Raw genomic sequence first — 17,918 nt, forward strand, 5'->3', positions numbered from 1 at the left:
CTTCTACTCGGCGTAGAAAGGACTCGTCGATAGTACGTCGACCTCGACGACGAGGGGACAGGTGCCGTGGACGTCCTGGACGTGGCGCGCTGGCAGTTCGGGATCACGACCGTCTACCACTTCCTGATGGTCCCGCTGACCATCGGACTGGGAATCCTGGTCGCGGTCATGCACACGATGTGGGTGCGGACCGACAAGCCCGAGTGGCTGCGCATGACCCGCTTCTGGGGCCGCATCTACCTGATCAACTTCGTCCTCGGCGTCGCCACCGGCCTGGTCCAGGAGTTCCAGTTCGGACTGGCCTGGAGCGAGTACTCCCGCTTCGTCGGCGACGTCTTCGGCTCGCTCCTGGCGCTGGAGGCGCTGCTCGCCTTCTTCCTCGAGTCGACGTTCCTCGGCCTCTGGATCTTCGGCTGGGGCCGCATTCCCAAGAAGGTGCACCTCGGCGCGCTCTGGGCCGCCGTCATCGGCTCGATCGTCAGCGCGTACTTCATCATCGCGGCCAACTCCTGGATGCAGCACCCGGTCGGCGTCGTCACCGACGACGAGACCGGTCGGCCGCTGCAGGTCGACTTCCTCGCCGTCCTCACCAACAACACCGCGCTGGCCGCCTTCAGCCACGCGATCGTCGCCGCGCTGATGGTCGCCGGCGCGCTCCTGGTGGGCGTCGGGCTGTGGCACCTGCGCCGGAGGAAGCTGGCCGAAGCCCCCACCACCGACGTGGACCACACCGTGTGGCGGCGCTCCGTGCGGCTGGGCGGGTGGGTCTCGCTCGCGGCGTTCGTGCTGGTCGCGCTCACCGGTGACTGGCAGGGCAAGCTCATGTACGAGCAGCAGCCGCTGAAGATGAGCTCGGCGGAGGCCCTCTGCGAGACCGAGGCACCGGCGTCCTTCTCGATCTTCGCCTGGGGCAAGCTCGGCTCCAACGAGTGCGACGACGTCCACTCGATCACCGTCCCGTACCTGCTCTCCTACCTCGCGCACGGCGACTTCTCGACCGCCGTCCCAGGCGTCAACGAGCTGCAGCAGGAGTACGCCGCGGTCTACGGCGAGACCTACCCCGACGACCCGTCGTTCGGCGACAAGGCCGGCGAGCCGATCGACTACACCCCGCTGCTCGCCGTCACCTACTGGAGCTTCCGGCTCATGATCGGCATGGGCGCGGTGTCGGCCGGTGTCGCGGCGTACGCGCTGTGGGCGACGCGCAAGGGCCGGGTGCCGACGTCGCGGATCGGCGTCTACGGCGCGCTGCTCGCCGTCGCCGCACCGTTCGTGGCGAACGCGACCGGCTGGATCTTCACCGAGATGGGCCGCCAGCCCTTCGTCGTCCACCCGAACCCCGACGTCCCGGTCGAGGACCAGGTGTACTTCTTCACCGCCCAGGCCGTCTCCCCGGGCATCTCGGCCGCCGAGGTCTGGACGTCGCTGATCGCGCTCACCCTCGTCTACGGCGCGCTCGCCGTCGTCGAGCTGTGGCTGCTCACCGGGTTCGTCCGGCGCGGCGTGACCACCGGGGACGGCGCACCCGTGCCGGGCTCCACCCCCGAGGGCACGCCGGACGACGACGTCCCCGGCGGCGCGAACGGCCCGCGGTCGGACCGCGACGACGACGTCCTCTCCTTCGCCTACTGAGCTCTGCCTCTCCCACCCAGGAGCCTGACCATGGATCTGCAGACCCTCTGGTTCGCCGCCGTCGCGGTGCTCTGGATCGGCTTCCTGCTGCTCGAGGGGTTCGACTTCGGCGTCGCCGCCCTGCTGCCGGTGCTCGGCCGGCACACCTCCGACCGGCACCTCATGCTGCGCAGCATCGGCCCCCTGTGGGACGGCAACGAGGTATGGCTGATCACCGCCGTCGGCGCGGTGTTCGCCGCCTTCCCCGGCTGGTACGCCACCTGGCTGCCGGCGCTCTACCTGCCGTTCGTGCTGGTGCTGTTCGGGCTGATCATCCGGGCGGTCGCCTTCGAGTGGCGGCACTCGCACCACACCCCCGCCTGGGACTCCAGCTGGACGTGGGTCATCACCACCGGCTCGCTGATCGCCGCGCTCGGCATCGGCGCCGCGCTGGGTGCGACGACGCTCGGCCTGCCCATCGACGCCGCCGGGAACCGGGTCGGCGGCGCGTTCTCCGGGCTGGGCTGGCCGGCGCTGCTCGGGGCCGTGGCGGTCCTGACGTTCTCGCTGGTGCACGGCGCGATGTTCCTGGCGCTGAAGACCGACGGTTCGCTCCGGGGCGCCGCCCGCGCGTTCGCCCGCCGGTGGGCGCCGGTCGCCGCGCTCCCGCTGCTGGGCTGGGCCGCGGTGGTGCACCTGCGGTACGGGACCCCCGTCACCGCGGCGCTCTGGCTGCTCGCCGCGCTCGCCGTCCTCGTCGCCTGGGCCCGGATCGTGGTCGGGCGGGAGGGCCAGGCGTTCGCCGCCTGGGGCGCGATGCTGATCGCCGCCGCGGCCACCATCTTCGGTGCCGCCTATCCGGTCGTCGTCCCCTCGACGGTCGACGCCGCGTTCGACGTGACCGTCGCCGATGCGTCGGTCAGCGACTACACGCTGACCGTCATGACCTGGGCCGCCGGGTTCGGCCTGCCGGTGGTGCTGGCCTACCAGGCGTGGACCTACTGGGTGTTCCGCAAGCGGCTGACCGCCGAGCCGGTGCACGAGGAGCCGGTCGAGGCACCCGCATGACGGGGCGGGGGCCGCTGGGCGCCCTGGCCGGGGTCCCGGGGCTGACCGGCGCGCTGGCGCGGGCAGCGCTCGCCGCGCTCGCGCAGACCGCCGGGCTGGTGCTGCTCGCCACCGGGCTCGCGCACGCGGTCGCGCGGATCGCCGGCTTCGCCGACGGCGCGATCACCACCCCGCTGGCCCTCGCCGCCGCCGGCGTGGCACTGCGGGCGGGCGCGGGGACCGCCGGTGAGGTCCTCGCCGCCCGCGACGCCCGCCGCGCCGAGGACCGGCTGCGCCGCGAGCTGCTCGACCGGCTCGCCTCCTCCCCCGCCGCCGTGTCCGCCGCGGGCGGCCCGGGCCCGGCCGCGGTGCTCACCACCACCCGGCTGCACGACCTCGGGCCGGCGCTGACCAGCTACCTGCCCGCGCTGGCGCAGACCCTCGTCGTCCCGCCGGCGCTGCTGCTGGTGCTCGCCTGGACCGACCTGCTGTCAGCGGTCCTGGTCGCGGTGACCCTGCCCCTCGTGCCGGTGTTCATGGTGCTGGTCGGCATCCACACCCGGGATGCCACGGCCGACTCGGCCCGCGCCCTGGACCGGATCGCGGCGCACGTCGCCGAACTGGTGCGCGGCCTGCCGGTGCTCGTCGGCCTGGGTCGGGCCACCGACCAGGCTGCCGCCCTCGCCCGGCTCGGGGAGGCCCATCGGACCCGCACGCTGGCCACGCTGCGGATCGCCTTCCTGTCGGCACTGGTGCTGGAGCTGATCGCCACGCTCTCCGTCGCGCTGGTGGCGGTGACCGTCGGCCTGCGGCTGGTGCACGGGGACGTGGCACTGGCCGTGGGGCTCACCGCGCTGGTGCTCGCACCGGAGGCGTTCGCGCCGCTGCGCGCCCTCGGTTCGGCGCACCACGCGTCGGAGGACGCCGCGCTCGCCGCCGCCGAGGCCCGCGCCGTGCTGGCGGTGCCCGTGCCCGCTCGGGTCCGGCCGCCCGTGGACGAGGACCCGCGCGGGGCCGACGTCGCCGTCGCCGGGTTGACCGTGCGCTTCCCGGGCCGTTCCCTGCCGGCCCTGCCGCCGGTCGACCTCACCGTCCGGCCGGGCGAACTCGTGGCCCTCCGTGGCCCGAGCGGATCGGGCAAGACGACGCTGCTGGCCGCCCTGGCGGGGCTGGTCGGTCCGGACGCGCACGTCGGCGGTGCGGTGGACGGCGTCCCCGGCGCGGTGGCGTACGTGCCGCAGTTCCCCCGGACCACCGGGGCGACGGTCGCCGACGAGCTGCGCCGGCACGCGGGCTCCGACGCCGGGGCCGACGAGGTCGTCGGCGAGGCCTACGTCGTCGAGGCGCTCGCACGGGTGGGGGCCTCCGCGCTGGCCGGCCGGGCGCCGGAGTCGCTCTCCCCCGGGGAGCTGCAGAAGGTCGCGTTCGCCCGCGCCCTGGTGCGCATCCGCCGGGGCGCCCGGCTGCTGCTGCTCGACGAGCCCACGGCCCACCTGGACGACGACGCCCGTGCCCTCGTCATGGAGGTGCTGCTCGGCCTGCGCGGCACCGTGACGACGCTGCTGGTGGCCCACGACCCGATGCTCGCCGCCCTGGCCGACCGCACCGTCGACCTCCCCTCCCGGACTTCCTGTACAGAGAGTCCGGCTCCGACGGGGGACTCTCTGTACAGAAGGTCCGAGGGGGCGGGTGGGGACGACGGAACCGGTGACCCCGTCGCCGGGGAACGACAGGGGGACGACGCCGGCGACGGCGCCGGGCCGGCGTGGGGGCGGGCGGGGCTGGCGGGGTCGCTCTCGGCGGGCGCCGGGATCGCGCTGACCGCGGTGTCGGGCTGGCTGATCGTGCGGGCCGCGGAGATGCCGCCGGTCCTCACCCTGCTGGTCGCGATCGTGGGCGTGCGGTTCTTCGGCCTCGGCCGGGCGCTGCTGCGCTGGCTGGAGCGGATGACCGCCCATGACGCCGCCCTGGGCCTCGCCGCGGCCACCCGGGTCCGGGTCTGGGCCGCGCTCGCGGCGCAGGGGATGGCGGCCGACCGGACCCCGGGCTCGGCACTGGCCCGCGTGGTCGGCGACGTCGGGCTGGTCCAGGACCTCACCGTGCGGGTGCGGCCGCCGGCCATGGTGGCCGGGGTGGTCACCGCAGGGACCGTGGCCGCCCTCGCGCTCGTCGACGCGGCCGCCGCCGGCGCGGTCGCGCTGGTGCTGGGGCTCGCCCTCGCCCTGCTCCTCGTGGTGCACCGCCGGGTGGACGCCGGGGCCGCCCGTGCCGAGAGCGCGCTCCGGGTGGGCGCGCTGCAGGACACCACGACCGTGCTGACGGGGGCGCCCGATCTGCGGGCCCACGGTCTGGCCGGCCGGGTCGCCGGCGACCTGGACCGGCTGGCCGACCGCCAGGCGGCGGCCGCCCGCACCGGGACCCGCGCCACCGCGATCGGCACCGGCCTGGTCGTGCTCGGCACCGGGCTGGCCGCCGTCCTGGCTACGGCGGTGGGCGCCCGGAGCGGCCTGGACGGCCCGGCGGTGGCCGTCCTCGCCCTCGCGCCGCTGGCGCTCGCCGATCCGCTCGCCGGTCTCGTCGGCGCGTTGCAGCGGCGGGGCGCGCTCGCCGACGCCCGGGCCCGCATCGACGCCGTCCTCACCGCCCCCGTGCCGGCCGACCCGGCCGATCCGCTGTCCGTCCCCGTGCCGGTGCGCGAGGTCGCCGTCGACCGACTCACCGCCGGGTGGCCGGGCGGCCCCGATGTCCTGCGGGGCCTCGACGCCGCCGCGCGGGCGGGCGAGGGCTGGCTGGTGGTCCGGGGCCCCTCGGGCTCGGGCAAATCGACGTTCCTCGCCGTGCTCATGGCGGCGCTGCGCCCACGGGCGGGCACGTACGCCGTGGACGGCGTGGACACGGCCCGGATCGCCGGGGACGACGTCCGGTCGCGGATCGCCTGGCTGCCGCAGGAGGCGCACGTCTTCGCCTCGACGATCCGCGCGAACCTGGCGCTGGCCGCCCCGCGCGGTGAGCTCTCCGGGGCCGACGGCGAGCCCCGGATGCGGGCCGCGTTGACCGCGACCGGCCTCGGCGCCCTGCTCGCCTCACTTCCTGCCGGGCTCGACACGCAGGTGGGCGCCGGCGGCACGGCCCTGTCCGGCGGTGAGCGGCGTCGCCTCGCCGCGGCCCGCGCGCTGCTGGCCGACCGGGACGTCGTCCTCCTCGACGAGCCGACCGCGCACCTGGACGCACCGACCGCCGCGGCGCTCCTGGCCGACCTGCGCACGGCCCTGGCCGACCGGGTCGTCGTCTGCGTCACCCATGACAGCGACGTGGAGCAGCCCGGCGACACGGTGGTGCGGCTCACCGCCGCGTCGGCGCGGGTGTGAATCGTCGTACCGCTGCGGCACGGTGTCGGCCATGACGTCCTCCTTCACCGGGTCGGTGTTCCTCGGCATGAGCGTCGACGGGTTCATCGCCCGCCTCGACGGCGACCTCTCCTGGCTCACCGGCGACAGTGAGGTCGGCGGCGCACCCGATGACGGCGCCGGCGGCGACTTCGGGTTCTCGGAGTTCGTCTCCGGCATCGACGCGCTGGTCATGGGCCGCGGCACGTACGACGTCATCGCGCCGATGGACGAGTGGGCCTACCAGGGGAAGCCGGTGCACGTGCTGAGCAGGACGCTTCCGCCCGGCGCCGATCCACGGATCGTGGTGCACGGTTCCTTCGAGGACGCGGTGGCCGGGCTCGAGGCGGCCGGGTACCGGCGGGTGTACGTCGACGGCGGGCGGACGGTGCACGCGTTCCTGCGGGCCGGTCTCATCTCGGACCTGACGCTCTCGCGCGTGCCGGTCCTCATCGGGACGGGGCACACGCCGTTCGGCGAGCTGGCGGCCGACGTGCCGCTGGAGCACGTCCGCACGCAGACGTTCCCCGGCGGCATGGTGCAGACCACCTACCGGGTGCGCCGGTAGCCGTGGCCCCCTCGACTCAGGCCGGGACGTCGACGGCGATTTCCGGGCCGAGCCGCGCCCCCTGCAGCAGCTCCAGGTCGTCGCCGGACCAGAAGCTGCCGGGGTCGTAGGCGTTGAGCGGGCGGTCGCCGGGCAGCAGTCCCATCGCGGTGTAGGTGGCGGCCACCAACTCCGCGCAGAACACCGTCTCTGCCGCGATCTGCCGGCGGAGCCGGCCGTTCACCCAGCCGCGGACCAGCGCGCGGGTGGTCGGGAAGGGCCGCCCGTCCAGCCGGGCGATCGTGCGCAGGACGGCGCCCTCCATCGACGGCGTCACCCCGCCGTCCTCCGCGGGCCCGACCAGCTGCCGCAGCCAGGGCCGCTGGCCGTACCGGCGGCGCCAGGTGAGCACGGCGTCGCGCAGGTCGTGCAACTGGACCCCGCGCTGGTGCTCCCCGGTCCAGGCGTCGGGCAGCGACTTCCCCAGTTCGGCGTGCCACAGCAGCGGGGGCAGGTCCTCCACGACGACGGCCATGCCGACGTGGTTGACCGGTGCGTTGGTCAGCGCGCGGATGGCGCGGTCGGCCAGGGAGGGGCCGCGGAAGACCCAGACGTCGCCGGTGCGGGTGAGCTCCACGGCCGCGTCGAGGGAGAGGGCGGGCACGGGGCGCTACGTTACGGACCGTGCGCCTCTGGAAGCTGCTGGGAGTGGCCGGACTCGCGGGAGTCGCGGCCGGTGGTGTCGTACTGGCCCGCAACGAGCGGCAGCGCCGCGCCTACACCCCCGACGACGTCCGGGCCCGGCTGCACGAGCGGGCGGCCGCAGCGACCGAGGCCCCCTCGACCGAGCTCCTCGCGCCGGCGGCGCCCGGCGAGCTGGTCGCCGGGCGCACCCACCGCCTGGCCCGCATCCTGCGCCGCCGCTGACCCTGCGCGCGGCGCGAGCGACGCCGGACCTGGCCGACCCGGGAGGAGGAACCGGTTCAGCGCTGGACGGGCGCCTCGGGCAGCACGACGATCCCGTCCCGGTCGGCGCACAGCCACGCGCCCTCTCTGAAGGTGACCCCCGCGAAGACGACCGACCGGCCGGCCTGCCCAGAGTGCAGCCCGCGCTCACTCTTGCGCGGGAACGCCCCCAGGGCCCGCACGCCCAGCGGCTGCTCGGCGAGTTCATCGGCATCCCGGATGTAGCCGTACACGACCAGGCCGGCCCAGCCATTGGTCGCCGCGGAGACCGCCAGGTTCCCGCCGACCAGGCCGCAGCGCCGCGATCCGCCGCCGTCGACCACGAGCACCCGGCCCCCACCCGGGCTCTCCAGGGCCTGCTTGATCAGCGTGTTGTCCTCGAAGACCTTGAGCGTGCTGATCGGTCCGCTGAACCGGACGCTGCCGCCGAAGATCTGGAACACCGGCTCGCAGACCTGGATCTCCGGGTGCTCGTCGCAGAGGTCGGTGGTGGCAGGAGTGCTCACGAGGGCTCGCTCTCGGACGACGACGGGACCGTTATAACCTATAACCGTCCCCACAAGGAGCGCCATGCCTGATTCCTCGTCTTCCGGTCCCCCCGCCTTCGCGACCAAGAGCGACCTCGCCTACACCCGCGTCCGGGACCTCATCCTCTCCGGCGACCTCGAGCCGGGCGCAGTGCTCCCCCAGGCAGCTCTCGCCCAGACCATCGGCATCAGCACCACTCCTCTTCGTGAGGCGTTGCGCCGGCTCAAGCAGGAGGGCCTGGTGGAGCTCGACGCCCACCGGGACGCCCGCGTCCGGCCGTTGGATGCCACCGAGGCCCGAGACCTGCTGGAGCTGCGGCGGAGCCTCGACCCGCTGGCCGCCTCCCTGGCCGCGCAGCGCCGGACGGAGGCCGACCTCGCCGACATCCGGGCCGCCCTCGACGGGCTCGAGGCGCTGAGCGCCCGTCCATCGGTCCCTCAGCTCGAGAGCCACCATCGCTTCCACGCGGCCATCCACCGCGCCTCGCACAACGCCCTGCTGATGGAAACCCTCGACGGGCTCTGGGTGAAGAGCGACCGCTACCGCCGGCACGGACTCGAGGCCGGCCGGAGCGACGAGGAGCGCGACGCTCGCGCGACCGAGCACCGCCTGCTGTTCGAAGCGGTGCGGGACGGCGACGAGAAGACCGCCGCGGAGCTGATGTGCCGGCACGTGGAGACGAGCCTCGGGGCGCGGTCGCTCGACCGGCTGGGCGACCCGGAACAGCCCCGGTGAGCGGCCCGGGACGCACGCTGCTCGCCGTCCTGCTGCTGCACTCCACGCTGACGCAGGTCATCACGTTCGTCCTCCGACCCACGTCGGCCTACCGGGCGCTGGAGCTCGACGTACCCACGGCCTGGCTGGGTGCGCTCACCGCCTCGTTCGCCGTCGTGCCCCTGCTGCTGGCCGTGCCGTCGGGCCAGGCCACCGACCGCTTCGGTGAGCGACGGGTGATGCTCGTCGGCGCGGTCCTCCTGGCACTGTCCGGTGCGGTCTTCGCGACCGAGCGAGGAGGCGCGGCCGGGCTGGTCCTGGGCAGCGTGGTCCTGGGCACGGGGCACCTGCTGTCGGTCGTCGGTCAACAGGCCGCCGTCGCCAACACGGCCGGGCCCGGCCGGTTCGACACGGCTTTCGGCTACTACACGTTCGCAGCATCGCTCGGGCAGGCCGTCGGGCCTGCCCTCATCACGCTCATCGGCGGCAAGGGCGAACTGCCCGACACCACGCCCATCTTCGTGACCGCCACCGTGCTGGGCGTCGTCCTCCTGGCGTGCACCGCGTTCTTGCGGATGCCCACCCGCGAACGGTCGGCCGGCAGTGCCGAACACGGCGCCATGGGCACGTTGCTGCGTCTGCCCGGGCTCCTCCGTGCGCTGCTGATCAGCTGCGTCGTGCTGGCCGCCGTGGACATCACCGTCGTCTACCTGCCCGCCCTCGGCGCGGACCGCGGCCTGGCTGCGGGCTTCGTCGGACTGCTGCTGACCCTGCGCGCCGTGGCCTCGATGTCCTCACGTCTGTTCCTCGGGCGCCTGGTCCACTGGATCGGTCGGCGTCGGCTGATGATCGTGAGCGTGGCGCTGTCGGCGGTGTCGATGGCCGCGGTCGCGGCCCCGATGCCCCCGGTCGCCGTGGCGGTCGTCGTCGTCCTCCTCGGTCTGGGCCTCGGGGTGGGGCAGCCACTCACGATGTCGTGGCTCGCCGAGGTCGCTCCCGCCGGACTCCGGGGACGTGCCATGTCGCTGCGGCTGACCGGGAACCGGCTCGGCCAGGTGCTCATCCCGAGCACAGTGGGCCTGGTGGCTGCCGGGGTCGGTGCGGCCGGCGTGCTCTGGGCCACCGCCGCCGCGCTCGCAGTCGTCGGGGTGGCGGCCCGGCGCCTCGCCGTGGACGGCGACGCGGGACCTAGCCCGGGGTGACGCGCTCGACCACCGCGGCGGTGAACTCGTCGGTGGAGGCCGTGCCACCCAGGTCCCGGGTGCAGACCCCACCCCGCACGGCCGCGCGGACGCCCTCCTCGACCCGCGCGGCGGCGTCGAGCGCCCGCTCGTCGCCGTGCCGAGTGCCCAGCCAGTCGAGCAGCATCCCCGACGACAGGATCATCGCGACGGGGTTGGCCAGATCCTTCCCCGCGATGTCCGGAGCGGACCCGTGCGCGGCCTGCGCCATGCAGCGGTCGTCCGAGGCGTTGATCGACGGCGCGATGCCCAGCGAACCGGCCAGTTCGCCGGCCATGTCGGAGAGGATGTCCCCGAACATGTTCTCGGCGACCACGACGTCGAAGGACGACGCCCGGCGCAGCAGGTGGACCGTCATCGCGTCGATGTGGAAGTCGTCCACCTCGACGTCGGGGTAGCCCTCGGCAACTTCCAGGCAGACCCGCTTGAACAGCCCGGAACTCAGCTGCAGGACGTTCGCCTTGTGCACGATCGTGACCTTCTTCCGGCGGCGCTGCGCCAGCTCGAACGCGGCGCGGGCGATCCGCTCGACGGCCGGTCGGGTGAAAATCCCCATGGCGACGGCGACGTCCGGTGACGGCATGAACTCGCCGGTGCCCGCGTAGGTGTTGCGGTCGGCGTAGAAGCCCTCGGTGTTCTCCCGGACGACCACCAGGTCGGTGTCCGGCGCGATCGCCTTCCCACCCTCGAAGCCCCGCGCCGGCCGGATGTTCGCGTAGAGGTCGAAGTGCTTGCGGATGGCGCCGCTCGGGTTGAGCTGCGATCGGAACGGCTCGGGGTAGGCCGCGCTGTCGTGCGGCCCGAGCAGCCAGCCGTCCAGCTCGGCCAGCGCCGACATCGTGGCGGCGGGGATGGCGCTGCCGTGCTCCTCGATGGCCGCGGCGCCGAGGGGCAGCTCCTGCCAGTCGACGGCGTCCGCACCTGCGGCGGCCAGGGCGGCGTCGACGACCCGCACGGATGCGGGGACGATCTCGGGCCCGATGCCGTCGCCGAGCATCACGCCGAGGCGGTAGCGGCGGGTGGTGGTCATGTCTCTCCTCGGGTGGGTCACTCGCTGACGGGGGCGGAACCAGCGGGCTGGTCCAGGACCCACCAGGTGCGGACGTTCACGAACTCGCGGATCCCCGCCGCGGCCAGCTCGCGGCCGTAGCCGCTGGCCCGCGTGCCGCCGAAGGGCATCCGCGCGTCGGAGGCGACCAGCGCGTTGACGAAGGCCGCACCGGAGCGAATCCGGCGGGCGACGGCGATGCCACGCTCGGGGTCCGTCGTCCACACGCTGGCGCCGAGGCCGAAGCGGGTGTCGTTGGCGATGCGCACCGCGTCGTCCTCGTCCTGGGCGACGATGACCGCGGCGACCGGGCCGAAGACCTCCTCGTCGTACGCGGGCACCCCGGGGACGACGTCGCCGAGCACGGTGGGGGCGTAGAAGCACCCCGGGCCGGGCAGCGGCCGGCCGCCGGCGAGCAGCCGCGCACCGGCCGCGACGGAGGCCTCCACCTGACGGTGCACGCCGTCGCGCAGGTCGGCGCGAGCCATCGGCCCGACGTGCGTGCCGGGCGCCTCGGGGTCGCCGACGACGAGGGCCTCGACCTCGGCCACGAGCAGCCGGGTGAACTCCTCGGCCACCGACGCGTCGACGATCAGCCGCTTCGGCGAGATGCAGCTCTGCCCGGCGTTCATCAGCCGCCCGCGCGCCGCCAGCGCCGCCACCCGCGGCAGGTCGGCGTCGGCGAGCACGACGAACGCGTCGGAGCCGCCCAGCTCGAGCACCGACTTCTTGATCGCGTCCCCGGCGGCGACGCCGACCGCCCGGCCGGCCCGCTCACTGCCGGTGATGGTGACCGCGCCGACCCGCGGGTCGCCGATCAGCCGCCGGGTGACGGTGGGGACGTCGGCCTCCGCGACGACGAGCGCGCCGAACAGGCCATCCGGCGCCCCCGCCGCGGTGACGACCCGCTGGACCGCCAGCGCGCAGCCGGTCGTGTTCGGCGAGTGCTTGAGCAGCGCGCCGTTGCCGGCCATCAGCGCCGGAGCGGCGAAGCGCAGCACCTGCCACAGCGGGAAGTTCCACGGCATGACGGCGAGCACGACGCCGACCGGCTCGTAGGAGATCCAGCTGCGGTCGGCGGAGGTCACCACCGACTCGTCGGCGAGGAACGCGGCGGCGTTGTCGGCGTAGAAGTCGCAGGTGGTCGCGCACTTCTCCACCTCGGCCCGCGCCTCGACGAGCGGCTTGCCCATCTCCCGGGTCATCAGCAGGGCCAGGTCGTCGATCTCGTCCCGGAGGATCGCGGCCACCCGGCGGAGCACGACGGCGCGCTCCCCGATCGGCCGTGCTGCCCACTCCTGCTGCGCCTCGGCGGCGCGGTCCAGTGCGGCATCGACGTCGGCGTCGGTGAACGTGGCGTACTCGGCCAGCGGCTCGCCGGTCGCGGGGTTGGAGGTGACGAGGGCGCTCATGCCGGCTCCCCTGAGGACGGCACGGCGGGAACAGCGCCACGGTCGGCCTCGGACAGGTGCTCGAAGGTCTCCCCCGTCGCCGTGATGGTGCGCGTGACGTTCCGTCCGCCGTAGACCCAGTAGATGGTCATGGAGCCCTCGCCGCGGTTCCGGAAGCAGTGCGGAACGCCGGCCGGCACCCAGGTCGCCTGACCGGCGACGAGGTCGAACTCCTCGTTCCCGATGACCGCGGTGGCCTCGCCCTCGTAGACGAGCACCGATTCCTCGACGTTGTGCGAGTGCAGCGGGATGCCGGTGCCGGGCGAGAAGACCGTCATGCCGGTGGTGACCTCGTTCCCCTCGCAGTTCCACTTCCCGACGAACGGGATCGTGACGACGCCGTTGCCGCGATCGAAGCGCTCGATCTCCTCCGGGCGCAGGACCATCGACGGCGGGACCGGCTGGGAACTCATGCGGACTCCTCGGAGGCGTGGGTGGTGAGCAGCTCGCCAGCGGTGTTGACCTGGGAGCCGGGGACGAGCACCCGCTCGGCGATCTCGCGCCACCGGGCGAAGTGCGGGGACGCCTTGTGCGCGGCGAAGGCCTCGGCGTCGGTGTACAGCTCGTACAGGAAGAAGCGGTTCGAATCGGTCGCGACCGCGGAGACGTCGAAGCGCAGGCACCCCGGCTCGTCCCGGACGGACGCTTCCGCATTGGCGGCGATACCGGCGACGAACTCCTCCCGCCGGCCGGGGTGCACCTCGACCTGGACCACCAGGCTGAACATTCGCCGTCCTCCGCTTCTCGTCGATCGCTGTATGCCTTACTGTATACAGCACTGAGTACAGCAGAGCGCAAGGGGCAGCCATGACGGAAGCACGGATCGCGCCGGACACCCTCCGGGAATTCGGGACGCGCGTCCTCGTCTCCCTGGGCATCCCCGAAGATGACGGCGCCCTGGTCGCGGACAGCCTCGTCCAGGCCGACCTGTGGGGCCACCAGTCGCACGGGTTCCTGCGGCTGCCCTGGTACGCCGCCCGCCTGCGTTCCGGCGCGATGCGGGCGGTCACCGATCCGGCGGTCCTGTCCGACACCGGTCCCCTGGTGCTGCTCGACGGCCGTGACGGCGTCGGGCAGGTGCTCACCGAGCGCGCCCGCCTGTTGGCGGTCGAGCGGGCGCGGACCCACGGCGTCGGCGTCGTGGGCGTGCGCAACTCCAATCACTTCGGCACGGCCATGTACTTCACCCGCCGGGCGGCCCGCGACGGGTGCGTCGCCGTCCTCACCACCAACGCCAGTCCGGCCATGGCCCCCTGGGGCGGCCGGGAGAAGCGGCTGGGCACCAACCCGTGGTCGATCTCCGCGCCCGGCCCCGACGGCCGGGTCGTCACCGTCGACATCGCCAACACCGCGGTGGCGCGGGGCAAGATCTATCTCGCCAAGAACCGCGGCGAGCCGATCCCGGAGACGTGGGCGCTCACGGCGGACGGCGCACCGACGACGGACCCGGCGGAAGGAGTGCTCGGCGTGATCCTGCCGATGGCCGGCCACAAGGGCTACGCCATCACGTTCCTGATGGACGTGCTCTCCGGCGCCCTGACCGGCAGCTCCGTGGGCACCGGGGTCGGCGGCCCCTACGAGGCCGACCGGCCCAGCGGCTGCGGTCACCTCTTCCTCGCCCTCGACCCCGACGCCTTCGGTGACCGCGCCGGGTACGAGGCGCGGGTGCGCCAGCTGATCGACGAGGTCAAGACCGTCCCCCTCGCCCGGGGCTTCGACGAGGTCTTCTACCCCGGTGAGGTGGAGGACCGGGCCGAGGCGGCGAACCGCGCCGCCGGCGGCGTCGTCCTGGCCGAGCAGTCGCTGGCCGACCTCCGCGCCCTGGGTGCCGAGGCCGGCGTGCCGTTCCCTGCGGAGGGTGCTCGATGACCACCGCCGAAGGGGCCGTACCCGACGTCAGCAAGGCCGACCTGGTCCACCGGCAGATCAAGGAGGAGATCGAGCTCGGTGAGCTGGCGCCCGGCACACCGCTGTCGGAGCTCGCGCTGGTCGAGCGCACCGGCGCGTCCCGCACGCCGGTCCGGGAGGCGCTGCGCCGGCTGGCGGCCGAGGGTCTGGTCGACCTGGTGCCACGGCAGGGAGCCCGGGTGTCGCGGGTGTCCCTGCGGAGCGTGCGCGACCTGTTCGACTTCCGGTCGCTGCTCGAGCCGGCCGCGATGCGCCAGGCGACCGAGGCCGCGGCCGCCGATCCGGAGCTGCGCCGCGCGTTCGCCTCGATGCGGACCGAGTTCACCCGCGTCGTGCGCCGGGCGCCCTCGCAGGCCCGCTCCCGGGCGTTCTACGAGCTGGCCGACCGGTTCGACTGGGCCATCATCGGTGCGACCCGCAACGAGCACCTCCGGCGGACCATCGCCGAGCTGCGGCCGCACACCGCCCGGCTGCGCAACCTCTCCCACGTCGACCCCCGGCGCGTGGAGGTCTCGGTCAGCGAGCACCTGCGCATGTGCGACGCGCTGCTGGCCGGGGATCCCGACGAGGCGGCGGCCGCGATCACCGAGCACCTCGCGGAGAGCCTGCGGACGATCTTCCGCAACCTCGCCTCCGGGCCCGGAGACGGCCTCGACCTCCTCGACTGATGCGTCAGTAGGAGGCCTTCACCGCCAGCACCGGGCAGTGCGCGTCGAGCAGGATCCGCTGCGCCTGGCTGCCAGTGATGAGCTTGCCGGTGGCGCTGCGACGGCGCAGTCCGATGACGATCATGCTCGCCTTGATCCGGTCAGCGGTCCGGACGAGCTCCTCGGAGGCCTCGTGCCCGCCCACCTGCTGGTCGATCTCGAACACGACACCGGACTCCTCCAGCCGGGTCCGCACCGCCTCGAGGGCGTCCTCCGAGGCGAACCGGTTGTCCACCAGCGAGTCGCCGCGGGAGGTGTTGACGACGTGCAGCGGCTCCTCGCGGAGACCGGCCTCGCGGATGCCGGCGGCCAGCGCGGCCTCGCCCTCGGGGGTGGGGACGTAGCCCACGACGATGGTCATGCGGGCAGCTTCTCCGACCCTGCCCAGCACGTCAGCATTACGGCCCTAACGGACGTTTCGGTCGTTGCGTGCACGGCGGCCGCCCGGACGCCGCCGGAACGGCTCCTCAGCCGGGACGCCGCTGACCGCGGATCGTGAAGCGGCGCTCCGGCCGCCCGGCGGTGCCGTACCTCTGGCGGACGTCGGCCTCCTGCTGCGTGACCATCTGCTCCAGGTAGCGCCGGGCGCTGACCCGCGCCAGGCCGGTGCGCTCGCTGCACTCGGTGGCCGACAGTCCGTCGGACCCGGCGGCCGCAAGGGCCCCGCGCACCAGCTGCAGCGTCTCCGGAGCGATCCCCTTGGGGGTCGGTGCGGGCGCCGCGACGGTCCCGCGGGAGAACCCGAACACCCGGTCGACGTCGATCTGGCCGGCCTCGCCGAGCTCACCGAGGTTCTCGCGGAGCGCGGCGTAGTCCCGCAGCCGGGTCTCGAACGTCTGCCGGTCGAACGGCTTGACCAGGTAGTGCAGGACACCGCCGTGCAGCGCGCTGCGGATGCTGTCGACGTCCCGGGCAGCGCTGATGACGATGACGTCGACCTCCGAGCCGGACGCGCGCAGGCGCCGCAGGATCTCCAGCCCGGTCATGTCGGGCAGGTAGACGTCGAGCAGCACGAGGTCCGGACGCAACCGCTCGATCTCCTCCAGGGCCTGTGCACCGGTGGACGCGGTGCCCACGACGTCGAAGCCGTCGAGGGCCCGCACGAACCCGGCGTGCACCTTGGCGACCATGAAGTCGTCGTCGACGATGAGGACGCCGATCATGCGTCCACCAGGGCGCCGTCGACCGTCCTGGAGTCGGCCGGGAGACGGGCGGTGAAGGTGGAGCCGCCCACCGAGGTGGCCGTCACGTCCCCACCCCGGCGGGTGCACACCAGGTGCACCAGCGACAGCCCGATGCCCCGCTCCCCCGATCCGGGACCGTCCTTGGTCGAGACCCCCCGCCGGAAGATCTCGCGCTCCATGCCGGGCGGAACGCCCGGGCCGGAGTCCCGGACGACGACGTCGACCTCGCCGTCGACCAGGCCGAGTCCGACCTCGACCCAGCGCTCGGGAGCCGTGCCGGCCGCGTCCATGGCGTTGTCCACCAGGTTGCCGACGACGGTGGCGACGTCGGCGCTGAGCCCGTCGCTCAGGACCGGCAGGGCGGAGTCGGGGGCGATCCGCAGGTCGACGCCCAGCTCGGCCGCCTGGCTGGCCTTGGCGATCAGCAGGGCGGCGATGGCGGGGTCGCGCACCGCCCCGGTCACGGTCCCGCTGAACTCCGACCGGCTGGAGCTCACCCGGTGCACGAAGCGCACGGCCTCCTCCCCCTCCCCCAGCTCGATGAGGCCCGCGATCGTGTGCAGCCGGTTGTCGAACTCGTGCGCCTGGGCCCGCAGGGTGTCGGTGACGTGCCGGGTGAGGTCCAGCTCGCGGCGCAGCTCCAGGAGCTCGGTGCGGTCGCGCAGTGTCGTGACCGACCCGATCCGCCTGCCGCGGCTGGAGATGGGCAGCCGGTTGAGCACCAGCACGCGCCCGGCGCTCGCCACCGGCCGGTCGCGCTCGACCTCCGCCGAGAGCAGTGCGTCGAGCAGCTCGTCCCCCACCCCGAGATCGGCCAGGGTCCGGCCGAGGGCGTCCCCCGGGATGCGCAGCAGCCGGATCGCCTCGTCGTTGACCAGGGTCACCCGGCCCCGCAGGTCCAGCCCCACCACACCTTCACGGATGCCGTGCAGCATCGCGTCCCGGTGCTCCACCAGGCCGGCGATCTCGGGGGGTTCCAGCCCGAGGGTCTGCCGCTTCACCCGCCGGGCCACCAGCAGCGAGCCGCCGATGCCGATGGCGCTGGCCAGCCCGAGGTAGGTGAGCAGATTGGGCAAGGCTGCGGCGAGCCCGTCGAGGACGCCCGGAAAGGACCGCCGCACCGCCACGAGGCCGACCAGGGCGTTGCCGCGGGGGGCGTAGACCGGAGCCATCGCGATCGCGGCGCGACGGCCGTGGGACTCCACGTCGCCGACCCAGGACCGCCCCGTCAGCACGTCGGAGTTCCCGAGGTCGAGTCGCTCCCCCATCTGGGCCGGGTCCGCGGTCGCGACGACCGTCCGGTCGGGGCGGGCCACCACCACCGACTCCGAGAACGACGCGCTGCGCAGGTTCTCGGCGGCCACCCGGACGTACTCCACCTCGTCCTCCGCCAGCGCCTCCCGGGTCGCCCGGGCGTTGGCCAGCGTCTCGGCCACCGCGAGAGCCCGCCGGCCCTCCTCCTCCTCCGCCCGCTCGGTCGACTGCGCGACCGTCACGGCGGCCACGCCGACGAGGACCACGCAGATGATGACCACCTGGAGGGCCAGCAGCTGGCCGGCCAGCGACAGCCGCCTGCTCAC

The 17,918-nt window shown here is 74.1% G+C and carries 18 protein-coding genes; 9 read left to right on the forward strand and 9 right to left on the reverse strand.

The window, feature by feature from the left end; translation table 11 throughout:
* Positions 1–66: 66 nt before the first annotated feature.
* From CHB94_RS02805 to CHB94_RS02820, 4 genes are read left to right on the forward strand one after another with little or no spacing between them, the layout of a single operon-like run.
* Positions 67–1,632, forward strand: a complete 1,566-nt coding sequence (locus CHB94_RS02805) for a cytochrome ubiquinol oxidase subunit I (RefSeq protein WP_089335054.1) — start codon at positions 67–69, stop codon at positions 1,630–1,632.
* A gap of 30 nt (positions 1,633–1,662) precedes the next feature.
* A complete protein-coding gene (gene cydB / locus CHB94_RS02810) occupies positions 1,663–2,679 on the forward strand; it encodes a cytochrome d ubiquinol oxidase subunit II (RefSeq protein ID WP_089335055.1) in 1,017 nt (338 codons plus the stop codon).
* On the forward strand, positions 2,676–6,026 hold the full coding sequence (gene cydC, locus CHB94_RS02815; RefSeq protein WP_089335056.1) for a thiol reductant ABC exporter subunit CydC: 3,351 nt from the start codon (positions 2,676–2,678) through the stop codon (positions 6,024–6,026). Before cydB ends, cydC begins: the two co-directional genes overlap by 4 nt.
* A 31-nt stretch (positions 6,027–6,057) precedes the next feature.
* A complete protein-coding gene (locus tag CHB94_RS02820) occupies positions 6,058–6,612 on the forward strand; it encodes a dihydrofolate reductase family protein (protein ID WP_089335057.1) in 555 nt (184 codons plus the stop codon).
* A gap of 16 nt (positions 6,613–6,628) precedes the next feature.
* Here CHB94_RS02820 and CHB94_RS02825 read toward each other — a convergent pair whose 3' ends face one another.
* Entirely contained in the window at positions 6,629–7,255 is a 627-nt protein-coding gene (locus CHB94_RS02825) for a hypothetical protein (protein WP_089335058.1), read from the reverse strand.
* A gap of 20 nt (positions 7,256–7,275) precedes the next feature.
* Here CHB94_RS02825 and CHB94_RS02830 point away from each other — a divergent pair, with 20 nt between their 5' ends.
* Entirely contained in the window at positions 7,276–7,518 is a 243-nt protein-coding gene (locus CHB94_RS02830; protein ID WP_089335059.1) for a hypothetical protein, read from the forward strand.
* A gap of 56 nt (positions 7,519–7,574) precedes the next feature.
* Here CHB94_RS02830 and rraA read toward each other — a convergent pair whose 3' ends face one another.
* Complete coding sequence (rraA, locus tag CHB94_RS02835; protein WP_254920358.1) at positions 7,575–8,063, reverse strand: ribonuclease E activity regulator RraA; 489 nt, start codon at positions 8,061–8,063, stop codon at positions 7,575–7,577.
* 64 nt (positions 8,064–8,127) lie between these two features.
* Between rraA and CHB94_RS02840 the strand changes: the two genes are divergently transcribed.
* Positions 8,128–8,820: a GntR family transcriptional regulator gene (locus CHB94_RS02840; protein WP_089335061.1), complete on the forward strand. Its 693-nt coding sequence runs from the start codon at positions 8,128–8,130 to the stop codon at positions 8,818–8,820.
* Positions 8,817–10,001 (forward strand): MFS transporter, encoded by a 1,185-nt coding sequence (locus CHB94_RS02845; RefSeq protein ID WP_089335062.1) that lies wholly within the window; start codon positions 8,817–8,819, stop codon positions 9,999–10,001. The genes CHB94_RS02840 and CHB94_RS02845 overlap by 4 nt, the downstream gene beginning before the upstream one ends.
* On the opposite strand, the gene CHB94_RS02850 is transcribed toward CHB94_RS02845, so the two are convergent.
* The 4 genes from CHB94_RS02850 to CHB94_RS02865 are packed head-to-tail and all read right to left on the reverse strand — an operon-like array spanning position 9,988 to position 13,266.
* A complete protein-coding gene (locus CHB94_RS02850; RefSeq protein ID WP_089335063.1) occupies positions 9,988–11,070 on the reverse strand; it encodes an isocitrate/isopropylmalate dehydrogenase family protein in 1,083 nt (360 codons plus the stop codon). The genes CHB94_RS02845 and CHB94_RS02850 overlap by 14 nt on opposite strands.
* Before the next feature lie 17 nt (positions 11,071–11,087).
* On the reverse strand, positions 11,088–12,500 hold the full coding sequence (locus CHB94_RS02855) for an NAD-dependent succinate-semialdehyde dehydrogenase (protein ID WP_089335064.1): 1,413 nt from the start codon (positions 12,498–12,500) through the stop codon (positions 11,088–11,090).
* Positions 12,497–12,952 (reverse strand): cupin domain-containing protein, encoded by a 456-nt coding sequence (locus CHB94_RS02860; protein ID WP_089335065.1) that lies wholly within the window; start codon positions 12,950–12,952, stop codon positions 12,497–12,499. Before CHB94_RS02860 ends, CHB94_RS02855 begins: the two co-directional genes overlap by 4 nt.
* Positions 12,949–13,266 carry a putative quinol monooxygenase gene (locus CHB94_RS02865; RefSeq protein ID WP_089335066.1) on the reverse strand — a complete coding sequence of 106 codons (318 nt, stop codon included), beginning with the start codon at positions 13,264–13,266 and terminating at the stop codon, positions 12,949–12,951. Before CHB94_RS02865 ends, CHB94_RS02860 begins: the two co-directional genes overlap by 4 nt.
* An 80-nt stretch (positions 13,267–13,346) precedes the next feature.
* Between CHB94_RS02865 and CHB94_RS02870 the strand changes: the two genes are divergently transcribed.
* Positions 13,347–14,408 carry an Ldh family oxidoreductase gene (locus CHB94_RS02870; protein ID WP_089335067.1) on the forward strand — a complete coding sequence of 354 codons (1,062 nt, stop codon included), beginning with the start codon at positions 13,347–13,349 and terminating at the stop codon, positions 14,406–14,408.
* Positions 14,405–15,115 (forward strand): GntR family transcriptional regulator, encoded by a 711-nt coding sequence (locus tag CHB94_RS02875; RefSeq protein WP_089335068.1) that lies wholly within the window; start codon positions 14,405–14,407, stop codon positions 15,113–15,115. Before CHB94_RS02870 ends, CHB94_RS02875 begins: the two co-directional genes overlap by 4 nt.
* A 4-nt stretch (positions 15,116–15,119) precedes the next feature.
* Here CHB94_RS02875 and CHB94_RS02880 read toward each other — a convergent pair whose 3' ends face one another.
* The 3 genes from CHB94_RS02880 to CHB94_RS02890 form a co-directional block, all read right to left on the reverse strand.
* Entirely contained in the window at positions 15,120–15,515 is a 396-nt protein-coding gene (locus tag CHB94_RS02880) for a universal stress protein (RefSeq protein WP_089335069.1), read from the reverse strand.
* A gap of 106 nt (positions 15,516–15,621) precedes the next feature.
* Complete coding sequence (locus tag CHB94_RS02885; protein WP_089335070.1) at positions 15,622–16,317, reverse strand: response regulator; 696 nt, start codon at positions 16,315–16,317, stop codon at positions 15,622–15,624.
* Complete coding sequence (locus CHB94_RS02890; protein WP_089335159.1) at positions 16,314–17,918, reverse strand: sensor histidine kinase; 1,605 nt, start codon at positions 17,916–17,918, stop codon at positions 16,314–16,316. Before CHB94_RS02890 ends, CHB94_RS02885 begins: the two co-directional genes overlap by 4 nt.

This window comes from Blastococcus mobilis, from assembly GCF_900188025.1.
GTDB lineage: Bacteria > Actinomycetota > Actinomycetes > Mycobacteriales > Geodermatophilaceae > Blastococcus_B > Blastococcus_B mobilis.

Coding starts and splice junctions, on each gene's coding strand:
- cydB (WP_089335055.1), top strand. CDS start 1,663: ATGGATCTGCAGACCCTCTGGTTCGCCGCCGTCGCGGTGCTCTGGATC.
- cydC (WP_089335056.1), top strand. CDS start 2,676: ATGACGGGGCGGGGGCCGCTGGGCGCCCTGGCCGGGGTCCCGGGGCTG.
- CHB94_RS02820 (WP_089335057.1), top strand. CDS start 6,058: ATGACGTCCTCCTTCACCGGGTCGGTGTTCCTCGGCATGAGCGTCGAC.
- CHB94_RS02840 (WP_089335061.1), top strand. CDS start 8,128: ATGCCTGATTCCTCGTCTTCCGGTCCCCCCGCCTTCGCGACCAAGAGC.
- CHB94_RS02850 (WP_089335063.1), bottom strand. CDS start 11,070: ATGACCACCACCCGCCGCTACCGCCTCGGCGTGATGCTCGGCGACGGC.
- CHB94_RS02855 (WP_089335064.1), bottom strand. CDS start 12,500: ATGAGCGCCCTCGTCACCTCCAACCCCGCGACCGGCGAGCCGCTGGCC.
- CHB94_RS02860 (WP_089335065.1), bottom strand. CDS start 12,952: ATGAGTTCCCAGCCGGTCCCGCCGTCGATGGTCCTGCGCCCGGAGGAG.
- CHB94_RS02865 (WP_089335066.1), bottom strand. CDS start 13,266: ATGTTCAGCCTGGTGGTCCAGGTCGAGGTGCACCCCGGCCGGCGGGAG.
- CHB94_RS02870 (WP_089335067.1), top strand. CDS start 13,347: ATGACGGAAGCACGGATCGCGCCGGACACCCTCCGGGAATTCGGGACG.
- CHB94_RS02875 (WP_089335068.1), top strand. CDS start 14,405: ATGACCACCGCCGAAGGGGCCGTACCCGACGTCAGCAAGGCCGACCTG.
- CHB94_RS02880 (WP_089335069.1), bottom strand. CDS start 15,515: ATGACCATCGTCGTGGGCTACGTCCCCACCCCCGAGGGCGAGGCCGCG.
- CHB94_RS02885 (WP_089335070.1), bottom strand. CDS start 16,317: ATGATCGGCGTCCTCATCGTCGACGACGACTTCATGGTCGCCAAGGTG.